Annotated in this window: 16 protein-coding genes; 2 read left to right on the plus strand and 14 right to left on the minus strand. The window is 35.2% G+C overall.

Features of this window, described 5'->3' with window-relative positions; genetic code table 11:
* Nucleotides 1-29: 29 nt before the first annotated feature.
* From D7004_RS09200 to mraZ, 9 genes are all read right to left on the minus strand, one after another.
* Nucleotides 30-407 (minus strand): four helix bundle protein, encoded by a 378-nt coding sequence (locus tag D7004_RS09200; RefSeq protein WP_123205573.1) that lies wholly within the window; start codon nucleotides 405-407, stop codon nucleotides 30-32.
* Between the two features lie 117 nt (nucleotides 408-524).
* The gene (locus D7004_RS09205; RefSeq protein WP_123205574.1) at nucleotides 525-1,718 is read right to left on the minus strand and encodes an FtsW/RodA/SpoVE family cell cycle protein; all 1,194 of its coding nucleotides are present in this window, start codon (nucleotides 1,716-1,718) and stop codon (nucleotides 525-527) included.
* Between the two features lie 14 nt (nucleotides 1,719-1,732).
* Nucleotides 1,733-3,124: a UDP-N-acetylmuramoyl-L-alanine--D-glutamate ligase gene (gene murD, locus D7004_RS09210; RefSeq protein WP_123205575.1), complete on the minus strand. Its 1,392-nt coding sequence runs from the start codon at nucleotides 3,122-3,124 to the stop codon at nucleotides 1,733-1,735.
* An 85-nt stretch (nucleotides 3,125-3,209) separates the two neighbouring features.
* The gene (gene mraY / locus D7004_RS09215) at nucleotides 3,210-4,457 is read right to left on the minus strand and encodes a phospho-N-acetylmuramoyl-pentapeptide-transferase (RefSeq protein ID WP_123205576.1); all 1,248 of its coding nucleotides are present in this window, start codon (nucleotides 4,455-4,457) and stop codon (nucleotides 3,210-3,212) included.
* Nucleotides 4,457-5,914, minus strand: a complete 1,458-nt coding sequence (locus D7004_RS09220) for a UDP-N-acetylmuramoyl-L-alanyl-D-glutamate--2,6-diaminopimelate ligase (protein ID WP_123205577.1) — start codon at nucleotides 5,912-5,914, stop codon at nucleotides 4,457-4,459. Before D7004_RS09220 ends, mraY begins: the two co-directional genes overlap by 1 nt.
* A 270-nt stretch (nucleotides 5,915-6,184) precedes the next feature.
* Entirely contained in the window at nucleotides 6,185-8,284 is a 2,100-nt protein-coding gene (locus D7004_RS09225) for a penicillin-binding protein (RefSeq protein WP_123205578.1), read from the minus strand.
* Nucleotides 8,274-8,690: an FtsL-like putative cell division protein gene (locus D7004_RS09230; RefSeq protein ID WP_123205579.1), complete on the minus strand. Its 417-nt coding sequence runs from the start codon at nucleotides 8,688-8,690 to the stop codon at nucleotides 8,274-8,276. Before D7004_RS09230 ends, D7004_RS09225 begins: the two co-directional genes overlap by 11 nt.
* Nucleotides 8,687-9,592, minus strand: a complete 906-nt coding sequence (gene rsmH, locus D7004_RS09235) for a 16S rRNA (cytosine(1402)-N(4))-methyltransferase RsmH (protein ID WP_123205633.1) — start codon at nucleotides 9,590-9,592, stop codon at nucleotides 8,687-8,689. The genes D7004_RS09230 and rsmH overlap by 4 nt, the downstream gene beginning before the upstream one ends.
* Nucleotides 9,582-10,049: a division/cell wall cluster transcriptional repressor MraZ gene (gene mraZ, locus D7004_RS09240; RefSeq protein ID WP_123205580.1), complete on the minus strand. Its 468-nt coding sequence runs from the start codon at nucleotides 10,047-10,049 to the stop codon at nucleotides 9,582-9,584. The genes rsmH and mraZ overlap by 11 nt, the downstream gene beginning before the upstream one ends.
* Nucleotides 10,050-10,524: 475 nt before the next feature.
* On the opposite strand from mraZ, the gene D7004_RS09245 reads away from it, so the two are divergent.
* Both D7004_RS09245 and D7004_RS09250 read left to right on the plus strand, forming a co-directional pair.
* Nucleotides 10,525-11,103 carry a cupin domain-containing protein gene (locus D7004_RS09245; RefSeq protein ID WP_123205581.1) on the plus strand — a complete coding sequence of 193 codons (579 nt, stop codon included), beginning with the start codon at nucleotides 10,525-10,527 and terminating at the stop codon, nucleotides 11,101-11,103.
* Between the two features lie 69 nt (nucleotides 11,104-11,172).
* Nucleotides 11,173-11,565: a DoxX family protein gene (locus tag D7004_RS09250; protein ID WP_123205582.1), complete on the plus strand. Its 393-nt coding sequence runs from the start codon at nucleotides 11,173-11,175 to the stop codon at nucleotides 11,563-11,565.
* 83 nt (nucleotides 11,566-11,648) lie between these two features.
* Here the strand turns inward: D7004_RS09250 and D7004_RS09255 are convergent, their stop codons facing one another.
* From D7004_RS09255 to D7004_RS09275, 5 genes are all read right to left on the minus strand, one after another.
* The gene (locus D7004_RS09255; protein ID WP_123205583.1) at nucleotides 11,649-12,842 is read right to left on the minus strand and encodes a phosphoglycerate kinase; all 1,194 of its coding nucleotides are present in this window, start codon (nucleotides 12,840-12,842) and stop codon (nucleotides 11,649-11,651) included.
* Between the two features lie 6 nt (nucleotides 12,843-12,848).
* Nucleotides 12,849-13,286 (minus strand): GNAT family N-acetyltransferase, encoded by a 438-nt coding sequence (locus D7004_RS09260; protein WP_123205584.1) that lies wholly within the window; start codon nucleotides 13,284-13,286, stop codon nucleotides 12,849-12,851.
* 32 nt (nucleotides 13,287-13,318) lie between these two features.
* Nucleotides 13,319-14,356: a type I glyceraldehyde-3-phosphate dehydrogenase gene (gap, locus tag D7004_RS09265; RefSeq protein ID WP_123205585.1), complete on the minus strand. Its 1,038-nt coding sequence runs from the start codon at nucleotides 14,354-14,356 to the stop codon at nucleotides 13,319-13,321.
* A gap of 112 nt (nucleotides 14,357-14,468) precedes the next feature.
* Complete coding sequence (locus D7004_RS09270) at nucleotides 14,469-15,503, minus strand: MraY family glycosyltransferase (protein ID WP_148042779.1); 1,035 nt, start codon at nucleotides 15,501-15,503, stop codon at nucleotides 14,469-14,471.
* A gap of 222 nt (nucleotides 15,504-15,725) precedes the next feature.
* Nucleotides 15,726-16,037, minus strand: coding sequence for a glycosyltransferase family protein (locus tag D7004_RS09275; RefSeq protein WP_123205587.1), 312 nt, complete (start codon nucleotides 16,035-16,037; stop codon nucleotides 15,726-15,728).
* Between the last annotated feature and the right edge of the window lie 18 nt (nucleotides 16,038-16,055).

Here is a 16,055-nt window from a genome sequence, read left to right on the forward strand (position 1 = left end):
CATTCAATAATTCTATCATCTTAATTCAATTATTGTTTATTAGTACTTAATGTTTTTCTTGCTTTGGCCACAATGGCTAAAATTTCATTTACTTCTTTTAATAACGGTTGAGCATTAAAAGAATCTGTAATATTTGATTCTGTTAAAATTTCAATCCAAAATGCTGTTTCATCAGCTTCTTCAACAACTATACTGAGTTTTGCATAAAACTCAGCCTTTGATCTGCTTCTGCATGCAGCTCTGTAATTCGCTCCAACTGATGATGCGGATCGAATAAATTGCCTTCCAATTATTCTAGCCTCCTCTGTCTTTGGAAGTGATTGATAAAACCTTATTGAATCTAAAACAAGCTTTTTTGTTCTAGCTTTTATTGCAGTAACAAAATCTACTTTAGTTGCATGCTCCATTGTTATTTAAATAAATTAATTAAAAAAACCTTGGGATGCTTTATTCAATCATTCTCTCATTCAATCAATCTCTCATTCAATCATTCACTAATTCAATCACTCTCTCATTTAAATTTACTATCCAAATGCCGGAATCTCACCAACTATTACTTTATTGCTAACTTTTGCTTTATCTGTTCCGGTTTTGCCTGCAATATTTTCTTCAACATCGCGGCTTACACTTAAAATAATACCGAAAGCCACACTGGTAAATATCATCGATGTTCCACCCATACTTACTAATGGCAGTGGTACACCTGTTACCGGACCTAAACCAACCGCTACAGCCATATTGGCAAAAGCTTGTATGGTTAAGCTAAAACTTAACCCGGCAGCAAGTAATGCTCCGAATGCTTTAGGCGCTCTGGTTACAATTTTTATACATCGATACAAAAGCACCAGGTAAAGTGTCATAATTACAACTCCTCCAAATGTTCCCCATTCTTCAATAATAATGGCGAAAATAAAATCAGAATAAGGGTGTGGTAAAAAGTTGCGTTGTGTACTATTACCTGGTCCTTTGCCAAATACACCACCAGTCGCTAAAGCAATTTTTGCCTGGTCGGCCTGGAAAGTTTTGTCTGAATGCTGCATCTCAGGATGTATAAACGAATTTATACGTGACATATAAGTCTTACGCCTTGGACCTAAAAAGAATATAAACATTAATAAAACAAGGCCGCCTGCACAAACTATAGCAATCTGTTTAATACTGATACGACCAATTATCAAAAGTAAAATACTAACGCCAAAGAGCATTAGAGCAGTTGATAAATTTGCAACAGCAATTAAACCAAAGACTACACAAACTGATCCCATTATAGGCAAAAAAGATTCCTTAATATTTTTAATATCTTCCTGTTTTTTTGTCAACATTCTGGCTAGAAATGTAATTAAAGCAAGTTTTGCAAAATCAGAGGTTTGAAAAGTTAAGCCAATTACCGGAATTTTAACCCAGCGTGATGCATCATTTAAATTAGCACCAAAAATCAAGGTATAAAGCAATAACGGAATGGTTACAATCATTAAGATTTTAGATATCCCAGCGTAATAACGGTAATCTAATAAATGCGAAATGTAAATCATTCCAATACCAAGCAATACGAATATTAAATGTTTGGTTAGCAATAATTTTTCAACCGCTTCGCCCCTTTTGTAAGCTAGTGTACCTGTAGCGCTATAAACTGCCATTACAGATATTAGCGAAAGCAGGATGATGATTAACCAAATCCATCTATCGCCTTTTGTTTTATTAAGTAAAGTTTGGAACATCTGTTAACCTCCTTTTATAATTCTTTTACTGCCGCTTTAAACTGGTTGCCACGGTCTTCGTAATTTTTAAATAAATCGAAACTTGCGCAAGCAGGAGAAAGTAAAACCGCATCGCCACGTTTGGCTAAATGGAAAGCAATTTGCGTTGCTTCTTCTGCCGAAAAAGTATTTACAATAACTTCTACATCATCTTCAAAAGCATCGTGAATTCTTTTATTATCTTTCCCTAAACACACAATTGCCTTCACCTTACTTTTAACCAAATCTTTAAGCATATTGTAGTCGTTGCCTTTGTCAACACCACCCATTATTAAAACAACATCTGTAGTCATACTTTCTAAAGCATACCAGGTAGAATTTACATTTGTTGCTTTACTATCGTTGATAAAATCAATTCCCGATATTTTGGCTACATGCTCCAATCTATGTTCGATGTTTTTAAAACTGCCCATACTTTCACGAATGGTCTCATTTCTTAACTCTAACACCTTAGCTATTATGCCCGATGCCATAGAGTTGTAAATGTTGTGCTTGCCTTGTAAGGCTAATTCTGAAATAGACATGGTAAATTCGTTATTTGGTTCTGTAAGGATGTGTATTGTATTATCTTGTAAGTATGCACCTGCTTCAACTGTATTAAATATTGAAAAGGTGTAAGTTTTAGCTTGAGGATTTGAATTACCTATTGCCTTTAAGCTTTCTTCATCATCAGCACAATAAATAAAAACATCATTGTGGGTCTGATTTTGTGTAATCCGCATTTTTGATGCGGCGTAATTTTCTAGTTTATAATCGTATCTATCTAAATGATCGGGTGTAATGTTTAATAAAACTGCTACATCTGCTCTAAACTGAAACATATCATCAAGCATGAAACTCGATATCTCCAAAACGTACCAATCATAGTTTTCATCAGCAACTTGAGCAGCAAAACTATTACCGATGTTGCCGGCTAAGCCAACATTCAATCCGGCGCTTTTTAAAATATGATAAGTAAGTAAACTGGTTGTCGATTTTCCATTTGAACCCGTAATGCAAATTGTTTTGGCATTGGAATATCGTTTGGCAAATTCTATTTCTGAAATAACTGATATTCCTTTAGCTTTTAACTTCTTTACTATAGGTGCAGTTTCAGGAATACCCGGACTTTTTATAACTTCCGAAGCGTTTAAAATAAGTTCTTCGGTGTGTTTTTCCGATTCAAAAGGAACATTTAATTTTTCTAATGCTGCTTTATATTTATCTGTGATAATACCGTAATCTGAAACAAAAACATCAAAACCTTTTTGCATTGCAAGTTTTGCAGCACCAACACCACTCTCTCCTGCGCCCAAAATAACAACACGGCCCTGCCCTGCCATTGCTGACTCAGGATTGCTTGATGTGTTATTTAGATTTGAGTTCATTGTTTTGTTTTTTTGTTGTTAGTTTCTCGTTGTTTGTATTGTAGTCGGTTTTTCTAAGCGAACAACGAACTACGAAAAACTAATTCTACCTCAATTTCAGTGTTACTATAGTCATAATGGCTAACATGATTCCAATAATCCAGAAGCGGGTTACAATTTTTGCTTCATGGTATCCCTTTTTCTGATAGTGATGGTGTAGCGGTGCCATTAATAAAATTCTTCTGCCTTCGCCAAACCGTTTTTTGCTGTATTTAAAGTATGATACCTGCATGATGACCGAAACCAGCTCAATTAAAAAGATACCACACAAAATCGGAATCAGTAATTCTTTTCGAATCATTATGGCGAAAGAAGCGATGATGCCGCCGATTGCCAAACTGCCGGTATCGCCCATAAAAACTTGAGCCGGATAAGAGTTATACCACAAGAAACCAACACATGCCCCGACAAAAGCGCCAGCAAAAATCATTAATTCGCCTGAATTCGGGATGTACATAATATTCAGGTAATCGGCGAAGCCAACATTACCAGACACATAAGCTAAAATACCAAGTGTTGTACCAATAACTGCAGAAGTTCCGGTTGCTAAACCATCAATACCATCGGTAATATTAGCACCGTTTGATACCGCTGTGATGATAAATACGGTAAAAGCAAGGAAAACTAAAAATGCATATTTCTCATATCCTGTACCTAAAAACTTAAGCACTTTGGCATAATCAAATTCATTATTTTTATAAAAAGGTATGTTTGTTTTAGTTGATTTTACATCTTGGGTATAGTAAAATGTTTCACCCTTCTGGCGCAAAACCATTGGCGCAGCGTTCGTTGTTTTAACATTATCTTGTACGGTTTCTCGCACTACAATATTTGGATGGTAGTACATAGTCCAGCCAACTATTAAACCCAAACCAACCTGACCAACAACTTTAAATTTACCAGCTAATCCTTCTTTATTTTTTTTGAAAACCTTAATATAATCATCTAAAAAGCCGATTGCGCCCATCCAAATAGTAGTGATAATCATTAAGATAACATACACATTGGTAATGTTTGCAAACAGTAATGTTGGAATTAAAATACCAAGCAAAATAATGATACCACCCATTGTAGGCGTACCTTGTTTTTGCATTTGACCTTCTAAGCCCAAATTTCTAACCGTTTCGCCAACCTGTTTTTTGTGTAAATAATCAATTAATCGTCTACCGTAAACTGTGGTAATTATTAGTGATAAAATAATTGAAACAGAGGCACGGAAGGTGATGTATTGAAACAACCTTAATCCAGGAATATCGTAATGTTTATATAGGTATTCGAATAATAAATATAACATTAGCTGCGAGGGTTTAATTGTTCAAGTAAAATTTCTTTATCATCGAAATGGTTTCGAACACCATTAATTTCCTGGTATTTTTCATGCCCTTTACCGGCAATTAAAATTATATCTCCACTTTTTGCCAAATGGCAAGCAGTTTTTATGGCTTCCTTTCTATCCAAAATGGATAAAGTTTTACGTTTGTTCGTTGGTGAAACGCCAGCTTCCATTTCAGAGATAATGGTTTGTGGGTTTTCTGTACGAGGGTTATCAGATGTAAGGATTACTTTATCGCTCCAATCGCATGCAACCTGAGCCATAACCGGGCGTTTCGTTTTATCTCTATCGCCACCGCAGCCAATAACGGTAATTACCTGTTCCGTTCCTTTTCTAATGTTTGCAATTGTACTTAACACATTTTGAACCGCATCAGGAGTGTGTGCATAATCTACAATTCCTATCACATTCTCAGGAGACACGATGTAATCGAAACGACCTTCGGCACCGGTTAATCGACTTAATAAGGTTAATACTTTAAGTTTATCTTGTTCAAGCAAAATAGCCGTACCGTAAACAGCAAGCAAGTTGTAAGCATTAAATGAGCCTACTAATTTGAAATAAACATCTTCATTGTCAATATCTAAATGCAAACCGCTAAATTGATTCTCAATAATTTTGGATTTAAAATCTGCAAGTTGTTTTAGTGCATAAGTTTTTTTGTAAGCCTTTGTATTTTGCAACATTACCATACCGTTTTTATCATCGATATTGGTTAATGCAAAAGCAGTTTTTGGCAATACATCGAAAAATGCCTTCTTTGCTTTTAAATATTCATCAAAAGTTTTATGAAAATCGAGGTGGTCATGTGTCAGGTTGGAAAAAACTCCACCAGAAAAAGTTAGTCCTTCTATTCGATGTTGCGCAACTGCATGAGAACTTACTTCCATGAAGCAATAATCGCAACCCGCGTTTACCATATCGCGAAGCAAAGCATTTAATGCAATTGGATTTGGTGTAGTGTGCGTTGCTGCTACAACAACATCGTTTATGTAATTTTCTACTGTAGAAAGTAGTCCGGTTTTATAACCTAAATCTTTAAAAAGCTTAAATAAAATGGTGGCAATTGTGGTTTTACCATTGGTTCCGGTAATGCCGATTAGCTTTAAATCTGCCGATGGATTTCCGTAAAAATTACCAGCCATAATACCTAAGGCAATAGCGGTATTATCAACTTTTACATAGGTTACATCATAATTATCAATTTCGGGAAGGTTTTCGCAAACGATAACTTTAGCACCCTGATCTACCGTTTGATTTATAAAAAGATGACCATCAGCTGCTGTACCAACAATTGCAAAAAAAACATCATCATTCGTTACTTTACGTGAATCGAAATTTAAGGCATTAATCGTTCTATCAGTTCTGCCGACTAATTCCTTTATTGTTACACCATATAGTAAATCCTGTAATTGCATTCCTTTTTTTAATTATTGAATGAGTGATTTTTGAATGAGTGAATGTTTAGCCAATCGCTATAATCTATCATTCCCTTTTTTAATTATTGAATGAGTGAATTTTGAATGAGTGAATGTTGAGCAAATCGCTATAATTCTATCATTCTCTAATTCAATCAACCTATCATTCCTTTTTTTAATTATTGAAAGAGTGAATTTTGAATGAGTGAATGTTGAGCAAATCGCTTAATTCTATCATTCTCTAATTCAATCAACCTATCATTCCTTTTTTTAATCTAACTGTATATCTACTTGTAAACCTTTGCCAACTTTAACTCCTGCCTGCACCGATTGCCTAATCACCTTACCAGAACCTGTCACTCTGGTTTTAAGTCCGGCGTTTCCTAATAAGTAAAGCGCATCTTTCAAGCCCATGCCCGAAACGTTTGGCATCACGCCTTTACGCTCGTTGTTCTCTTGGAAAATAGTTCCTGCACTGGTATCAATTGTATTATAATATTCTGATTTTGAAGCAAAAAGCGGTTTAAAACCAAAGGCTTTGTAAACTTTTTGAGTTGCTTTACTTTGTCCTGATTTGGTTGGAGGAATAATGGTATTACCGACCAAACGTGTTGGTACATCGTTATACATTTGCATGTCGCTGGCATAAATCCTATCGGCAATTTCTCTAAAAACTGGACCAGAAACCGTGGCACCATAATAAGCACCTTTAGGATCATTTATAACCACAATTAAAGAATATTTCGGCTTATCAGCAGGGAAATAACCTACAAACGATGCCTGATATTGCTTGTTTGCTTTATAACCTTTATTTGCATCTGCAACCTGAGCTGTACCAGTTTTGCCAGCAATTTTATATAAAGGATTGTAAACAATTTGCTTGCCGCTACCTTCAGTAACCACACCTTCGAGCATTTTTTTGATTTTGCTCAAGGTAACATCCGAACAAATTTGTTCATTTATAACTTTAGCTTTAAACTGTTCAATTGGATTACCTAACCTTCTGATCTCTTTTACGAAAATTGGAGCCACATATTTTCCATTATTTGCTACTGCGTTGTAAAACGATAACATTTTAAGTGGTGTTAATTGCATTTCATAACCGTATGCCATTTGAGGCAAGGTCATTTTCCCCCAACTTTTATTTGTTTTTGGATTTTTAACTACCGGCATTGCTTCACCAGGAATTTGCAAACCCATTTTTTCGTTTAAATGCCAATCGTATAAATGATCTGTAAATTTTATTGGATCATCTCCATAATGGGTGTTTATCAATTTTGCGATTGCTGCGTTAGATGATTCTTCAAATGCTTTTTTAACCGTAACGGTTTCTATTTTTGGATGCGAATCCGTAATCAGTTTTCCAGGAATTTGATAATAGCCGGTTCCAATTAATGTATTTGTATCTACCAGTTTATCTTCTAAAAGCGCCATGTAAGAAGCTAATTTGAAAGTAGAACCTGGATCCTGATTTCCGGCAATTGCATAGTTAAACTTCTCTTTGTAAACGCCTTCTTCAATTTTTGAAAAATTAGCTACTGCCCTAACTTCACCTGTTGCTACTTCCATTAAGATTGCAGTTCCGTGGTCTGCTCTCATTGCTATCAATTGCTTTTCGAGTGCGTTTTGGGTAAGATCCTGCATATTAATGTCGATAGTAGAAATAATATCAGCTCCATCTTTTGGGGCAACTTCTTCCTCATCATTTACAGGCACATACACACCACCAGCAATACGTTGCATCAATCTTTTTCCACCTTCACCATTTATGTATTCAGTATATGCACCTTCTAAACCAACACCATTTTTAACATTTGCATTTTTATAGCCAATGGTACGAGCAGCCAAAGCCTTAAATGGTAAAATTCGCTTGTTTTGCTGTACGGCAATTAAACCGCCGCTAAACTTACCTACGTTGTAAAGCGGAAAAGTTCTGATTGTTTTTAAATCAGAATACCCCACTTTGCGGTGAATTAATAAATAGCGGGCGCTATCTTGTCTGCCTTTACGTAGTATTCTTGAATAATCTTTGGCTGATTTATCCTGGAAAATAGCGGCAAGTTTCATTCCTAGAGAATCTACCTTTTCGTTAAAAATTTTATCATCGGCAATACCACCTGCAAACATATCCATATGCAATTCATACTCAGGAACAGAAGTTGCAAGCAAACTACCATCGTTAGAATAAATGTTACCTCTGGTAGCCTCAACAGTCATATAGCGTGTAGAAAGGCTATCGGCCATAGCTTTCCATTTATGCCCTTGTATAAACTGCACCTGACCGAGACGTAAAAATACCGCCAAGGCAAAAAGCACAATTAAGCCAAATGCCAGATATACACGAAGCAGGATATTTGCTCTAATATTCATCGCTTTTAACAATTAGTTTTTTTGGTGGTTCTATTAATTCTTTTATTCCGAGGGTATCTACTTTTTTGGCAACCTCTGTTAATTTGCTCTTAAACATCAGGTCGGCTTTAAGCGATTTGTACTCCCATCGCAACTCTTTTACTTCTTTATTTAATTTATCAATTCTGCGAACATTGTTTACCGCAAAGTGACTATTAGCAATGTAAACCATACCTAAGAGTGCCAAGAAACACAAATAAGGCAAAGCATCTGTAGCTGCTTCTTTTGATATTACACCTTCCGTAAAAAACTTACCGATGAAAGTTTCGCTAAACTTTTTATCGTCTTCTGGTTTAGTTTTTTCGGTTTTAACCTTTAATTCAGGTTCAGGCCCGATTTCTTCTTCATCTGCTCTGAACTTGTTCATATTTTTTCTGCTATTCTTAATTTTGCACTACGAGCCCGATTATTAAGGGCAATTTCTTCGTCTGAAGCGATTATCGCTTTGCGGGTAATTACGTTGAATGGTTTCTGCTGATTGCCAAAAAAATCTTTCTCTACTTCTCCCTGAAATTTACCTTTAGCCATGAAATTTTTAACAGGCCTATCTTCAAGCGAGTGGTAAGACATAACCACCAACCTTCCATCAGGCTTTAAAACATCAGCTGCTTGTTGCAAAAAATCTTCAAGTACTTTAATCTCTGCATTTACTTCAATTCGTAAAGCCTGAAAAACCTGCGCCAAGTATTTATTTTCTTTTCCTTTCGGGATATATTCAGCAATGGCAATTTTAAATTTATCTATATCTGTAAACGGATTTTCTAAACGAGCCGTAACAATTGCACGAGCCAAAGATTTCGCATTTTTAACTTCACCATAAATGCCAAAAATTTTATGAAGCTTATCTTCTGAATAAGTATTTAAAACTTCAGCAGCTGTTAAGTTCCCATTTGGATCCATCCGCATATCTAAATCTGCATTGAAACGAATAGAAAAACCACGCTCAGGCACATCAAACTGATGAGAAGAAACGCCGAGGTCGGCGAGAATACCATCAACTTGTTTAATACCATTTAAGCGAAGATTATTTTTTAAAAACCCAAAATTTTGATCGATAAAAATGAAGCGACTATCATTAGGAATATTTGCCTGAGCATCCGGATCCTGATCAAAGGCGATTAACCTGCCTTCTGCACCTAAATGTTTTAGAATTTCTTTAGAATGGCCTCCTCCACCAAATGTCACATCAACATAAATGCCATTGGGCTTAATATTTAAACCATCGATGCAGGGTTGCAACATTACAGGAATGTGGTAATTATTCTCCATCATTACCTCCTTTTTTGCTACCCATTACTTTTTGAGCCAAACTGGCGAAATTAGCCGGCGTATTATCTAGGGTATCTTCGTAAGCCTGTTTATCCCAAACCTCTACACGATCAAGCTGACAAGCAAGCATTACATCAGCACCAATACCAGCATATTCGGTAAGTGATTTTGGAAGGAGTACACGTCCGGCTGCATCAAGACTAAGTTCGGTTGCGCCACGAGTAAAAGCTCTTATGAATTTTCTGTTTTCCTCATCGTAAACATTCAATTCACTTAACTGACTAACAATTTTATCCCAAACACTTTTTGGATAGATAACTAGATTTTTTTCGAAACCACGGTTTACAACTAAACCTTCACGCTCCACATCAGGCAATTGTTTCTTAAGCGCAGAAGGCACCATCAAACGGCCTTTTGCGTCAAGCTTACAATCAAATTCTCCTAAAAGATGGGTCATAGTGGTATTTACACTTTTTATGTAGTGTAAAAGTAAATAGTTCTACCACTTTTTACCACTTTTTACCACAAAAAAGTTTTCCACATATACTTTCTCCCACTTTGCCCCCCAAACAGACAGAAAAGAAACTATTTTAAATTTAATAAAAACTGCTTAATCACTGGTAAAAAGCTAGTTAAGTACAAAAATTAGTATTTATATAAATCAATGTCACTGAAAATATTTTTTTTCAAATTCTCAATTTAAAAGCCCAAAGCTAATGACATATTCGCCTAATTACCCAAAATTTTATGCACAAAACGTTTAACAGAGTAGGTAATTTTCTATTCAATGGACGCTAAACAAATAATTTGCTCATCTGCATTTAAATAAAAACGTAATATTAAAATAACTAATGCTTAAATCATAATTAAAAAATTGGTTTACAATACATTACAGAAAAAAATAGGTATTTTTAATATTAAAATCATCAGCTATGAAAAGAAGTTCATTTTTTAAAGCAGCGGCGGCGGCAACATCCCTTACTATCCTTCCATTCAGAAGTTTTTCTGAACTATTTATTTCTTCAGAAGATAGAAAAGGTTTCAAAGTAAAAGCGGGCGCAGACAGATTTGAGAAACCCATAACCTTATTTGAAGGAGATACATTTTATACTAAGGTTTCATCAAAAGATACAAACGGAGATTTGTATGTTTATGAATCTACCCGAGTAAAAAAAGGAGGTCCATCACTTCATTTTCATTATGCCCAAGATGAAATCTGGTATGTACTAGAAGGTGAGTTTGTAATAAAAGTTGGTGATGTGTTACACGAGGCTAAACCGGGAGATACTGTTTTTGGACCACGAGGCATTCCGCATTCGTTCTCAAAAACGAGTGAGGGTTTGGGAAGAATGATTATGACCTTTCAACCAGCAGGCAAAATGGAGGAATTTTTCATCGCTGTATCCGAAGGAAAACTAAAAAATGCTACACCCGAACAGCAGCAGGAAATAAGAAAGGCACATGGTTTTGAAGCTGTTGGCGAAGGTGTAGGTTACCAGAAAAAATTCTAATGTAGGTACTTAAAAAATTTGTCAACTTTCTTCAATCAAAATCGTTAGCTTATACAATTGTGAAGGGGTATGAAAGAAGAAAACACTAAAAAAATAGCTAAAATCGCATTAGGTGCAGGTTTAATATTCGCAGGAATTGGTCACCTAACTTTTGCCAGAAAAGCATTTCAGGCACAAGTGCCCAATTGGGTTCCATTAAAGAAAGACGATACGGTAATACAATCTGGTCTGGTTGAAATTGCACTAGGTACGGCACTAATTTTTGCACCAGAAAAACATAAAAAAACTGTAGGTAAAATCGCTGCAGGATTATTTACAGCGGTGTTTCCAGGCAATATTGCTCAATACAGAAATAAACGAAGTGCCTTTGGATTAGATACAGATACAAAAAGATTTGGAAGGTTGTTCTTCCAACCTGTTTTAGTTTATTGGGCCTTAAGAAGTACGGGAAATATTAAATAAATCGAGCGGTATTGAAATAATAATTAATAAAAATGGTCAGATTAGTTAATAACCTGACCATTTTATTTTAAAATATTTTAATCTTATTCATTAATTGCTTTAACACCTGGCAATTCTTTACCTTCCATATATTCTAATAAGGCACCGCCACCTGTAGAAACATAACTCACTTCATCTTCTAAGCCAAATTTTGCAATCGCCGCAGCAGAATCACCACCGCCGATTAAAGAAAATGCACCATTATTTTTAGTTGCAGCTACAACTGCCTCTGCAACGGCTTTGGTTCCGGCTTGGAAATTTTCCATTTCGAAAACACCCATTGGTCCGTTCCACAACAAAGTTTTAGAATTTTTGATAACATCTTGGAATAAAGCAATTGATTTTGGACCGATATCCAATCCCATCCAATCCGCAGGAATCTGTCCAGAATCTACATCTTTCTTATCTGCGTCGTTCGCAAACTTATCAGCAATTACGGTATCCGAAGGAAGAATTAGGTTAACACCTTTAGCTTTTGCTTTTTCTATCAATTCCAAAGAAAGCTCTTGTTTATCAGCCTCTAACAATGAAGTACCGATTTCACCACCTTGCGCTTTCGCGAAAGTATAAGCCATACCGCCGCCGATAATTAAATTATCAACCTTATCTAATAATTTTTCAATCAATAGAATTTTATCAGAAACTTTTGCACCACCCATAATTGCCGTAAATGGTCTTTCAGGATGATTCAATACTTTTTCTGCATTTTCTAATTCAGATGCCATTAAATATCCAAAATATTTCGCATCAGGAAAAAACTGAGCAATAACTGCTGTAGATGCATGTGCTCTGTGTGCTGTACCGAACGCATCGTTTACATAAACATCACCTAATGCCGCTAATTTTTCAGCAAAAGCAACATCACCTTTTTCTTCCTCTTTGTAAAAACGTAGATTCTCTAAAAGCAAAACCTGACCAGGAAATAAATTTTTAGCTTGGTTAACAGCAGACTCACCGATACAATCATCTGCAAATTTTACTTCCAAATCTAACATGCGAGATAAATCTCCTAAGATATGTTTTAATGAATATTTATCTGTTGGTCCATCTTTTGGGCGACCTAAATGCGACATTAAAATTACTGAGCCGCCATCATTTAAAATTTTTTCTATTGTTGGCAATGCAGCTCGCATCCTTTTATCATCGGTAATTTTAAAATCGTCATCCAACGGAACATTAAAATCTACTCTTATTAACGCTTTTTTATCTTTAAAGTTAATCTGGTCTATCGTTTTCATGCTTTATTATTTTTGATTTAAATTTAATTTCATTTCGTAATGGAAACCTATTCCAGGAATATCAAACTCAGGCGATTCGGTTGTAAAGCCAATTTTTTTATAAAATACTGCTGCAGAAGAACGGGCATTACACCACAAATATGCAGTTTTATATTCTTTCAAATACTCAATAGCGAAAGTTATTAAGGCAGCGCCATAACCTCTTTTTCCGAAATCGGGATGTGTTGCCATACCCCTCAACTGGTAACCTTCACCCTCTCCTTCAAAAAAATCATTGCGCATAAAGGTTGCTATCGATCGTATTTCACCATCTACTTCGTAACCTAAATGAAAAGTGTCATAAGCTTCATCACCATCAAAGTGGCAAAAATCAAAAGATTTACCATTTCTAAGAACCAGGCTTCTTAGCGGAAGAACTTCTTCTTTGGTGATGAATTTTACCATACTAATTAAGGGAATGAATGATTTAATTTTGTTTAATGAATTGGTTCGGTTTGATTAATTGGAATTTGAACTAGTGAACCCTTTTTAACTGCTTCAATCTTTTTTATTAAATCGACCAGCCGGCTACTATAACCGTATTCATTATCGTACCAACCAACAACTTTTACCAAATCGCCAACTATTGATGTTAATTGGGCATCAAATATACAAGAGTGTGGGTTATCAATAATATCAACAGATACTATCGGGTCTTCCGTATATTCTAAAACCTGTTTAAATTCATTTTCAGAGGCATTTTTAAACGCTTTGTTAATCTCATCAATGGTAGTTTTATTTTTTAAAACGCAGGTAAAATCTGTCAAAGAACCATTTAATACGGGAACTCGGATGCCCGCACCGCCCAATTTGCCATCCAATTCAGGGAAGATATGTGTTATTGCCTTTGCTGCTCCAGTTGTTGTGGGTATGATGGAAGCAGAAGCCGCTCTTGCCCTACGCAAATCTTTGTGATTACTATCGTGCAGGTTTTGGTCGCCAGTCATCGAATGAATTGTAGTAATGTAACCTTCTTCAACGCCCCATTTATCGTTCAAAATTTTTATCATTGGGGCGATATTATTTGTGGTACAACTAGCATTCGAAAGAATTTTACTGGTTAAGTCAATGCTATCATCATTAACACCCAATACCACCATTGGTATATCATCAGCCGCAGGAGCAGAAATAATTACCTGTTTAGCTCCAGAAATTAAATGTCCTTCGGCATCTTCGTAAGTTAAATTTTTACCTGTACAATCTACAACGATATCCACCTTTAATGCCGACCAAGGCAAATGAGCAGCTTGTTTAAACGAAAATATTGGGATGGACAAGTTATCGATTATTAATGCATCGGGCTTTGCAGAAACCTTGCCTTTAAATACACCATGAACGGTATCATATTTAAAGAGATGAGCCATTGTTTTTGGTTCAGACAAATCGTTAATTGCCACTACTTCGAAACCCTCGGCAAGTGCCAAACGTAAGAAGGTTCTCCCAATGCGGCCAAAACCATTTACTGCTATTCTCATTTATAAAATTTAAAACACAAAATTAATGTTTATTTTGAGATAGTAGCGGATAAAGAAATACATATAAATGTGATAATTTATTAAGAGCGGTTTATGGAGCGAGTACTAATTGTTACCGACCAATTTTTCTTAATCTATAAAACAAGAAAAAATCGAGTAATAAACATAATCCAAGTATAAAAAAGATAAGAAAGAAGTTTCCTAAATGGCGTATTAATAAACCCAATGCAACCATGCAAAGATTTAATCCTGCAGTGGCAAAAATGATGTAAGGCGGTTTCAATCCTAATCTTTCTAAACGATGGTGAATATGATTTCTATCGCCTGTAAAAGGAGATTTCCCTTTAAGAACACGAACAGTAAAAATTCTTAACGAATCGAAAATTGGTACAATTAAAATTGATACTGCAATTGCCGGTGCAGATAAAATTAGCGGTGTATTATCTCCGGTTACTTTGTTAAGTTCTATAAATTTTATGGCCAATGCAGCAGTAACCAATCCGATTATTAATGCTCCGGTATCGCCCATAAATATTTTTGCCGGATACCAGTTATACTTTAAAAAACCACCAATAGCACCTGCTAAAGAAAATGCAATAAATGCATAAGGCAATTGATGCATCAAGGCAAATAAAACACCAAAAATGAGGTTTGCAATAATACCAATGGAACCTGCAAGTCCATCGACACCATCGATAAGATTGAAGGCATTGTTGAGAAAAATTATCAAGATAACAGAAAAAATACCTCCCCAAAACAAGGGCATATCCCAAATCCCCAATACTCCATATAGGCTACTTAAGCGAAAACCACCAAAGAATACCAGAATTACGGCAACCAAGAGTTGTAAAATAAATTTTGTGCTTGTATTGCTTCCATGCACATCATCCTTTAAGCCTAAACCGGCAAGAATAATACAAGAAGTAATTAAAAAATTAGCCTCTTCAAAATTGACCAACGTAGAAAAAAGCAAGGTTGTTATGGTAAAACTTGCCACAATTGCTACACCACCTAAACGAGAAATGTTTCGTTGGTGCGTTTTCCTATGCATATCATTTTTATCGAATAAGCTGTATTTGGTGGATATGTAAATAACAGAAGGAATGCTGTACATAACAATAACCGCAGCAATAAAAGTTATAGCCAAATAAAAATATACGGAATATGCATTTAGAAAATGTAGAAGCAAAATGTAGAAGGTTTAATAACAAATATAATGATTTGCCATTATATGATGTTACATTGTAATTAGTTTATTTTCAGTAATTTGAATTAGAGACAAAGGCTTACTCTATATTGTTTAACGTTAAAAATTATACAACAAAAAAATTAAACTGCTTCAAAAAGCTAACTTTAATATTTTGTTTTTCTAGTTAAAAAACTGTTTAATTTTTGATAATTTTTTCAACAATAAAATCAATAGCGGATTGGGTAATTGGTTATTGATTAAAGCTTTATAATCATTAATAAAAGCATGATAAAGGCTTTTGTAAGATTTGTTACTTACACCACCCATTCTCATTTTCACCATCAATAACGGCAGATACTGTGCTTTAACTTTATGAGTATAAAAAAACCTTAAAATTAAATCATAATCTGCTGCTGTACCCAGGTTTAAAGCGTAGTGTCCGTATTTTTGGAAGAGATTTCTTTTTAGGTATAAAGTTGGATGTGCGGGCATCCAACCTTTTTTTATATC

The sequence above is a fragment of the Pedobacter jejuensis genome (genome assembly GCF_003725795.1).
Taxonomy (GTDB): domain Bacteria; phylum Bacteroidota; class Bacteroidia; order Sphingobacteriales; family Sphingobacteriaceae; genus Pedobacter; species Pedobacter jejuensis.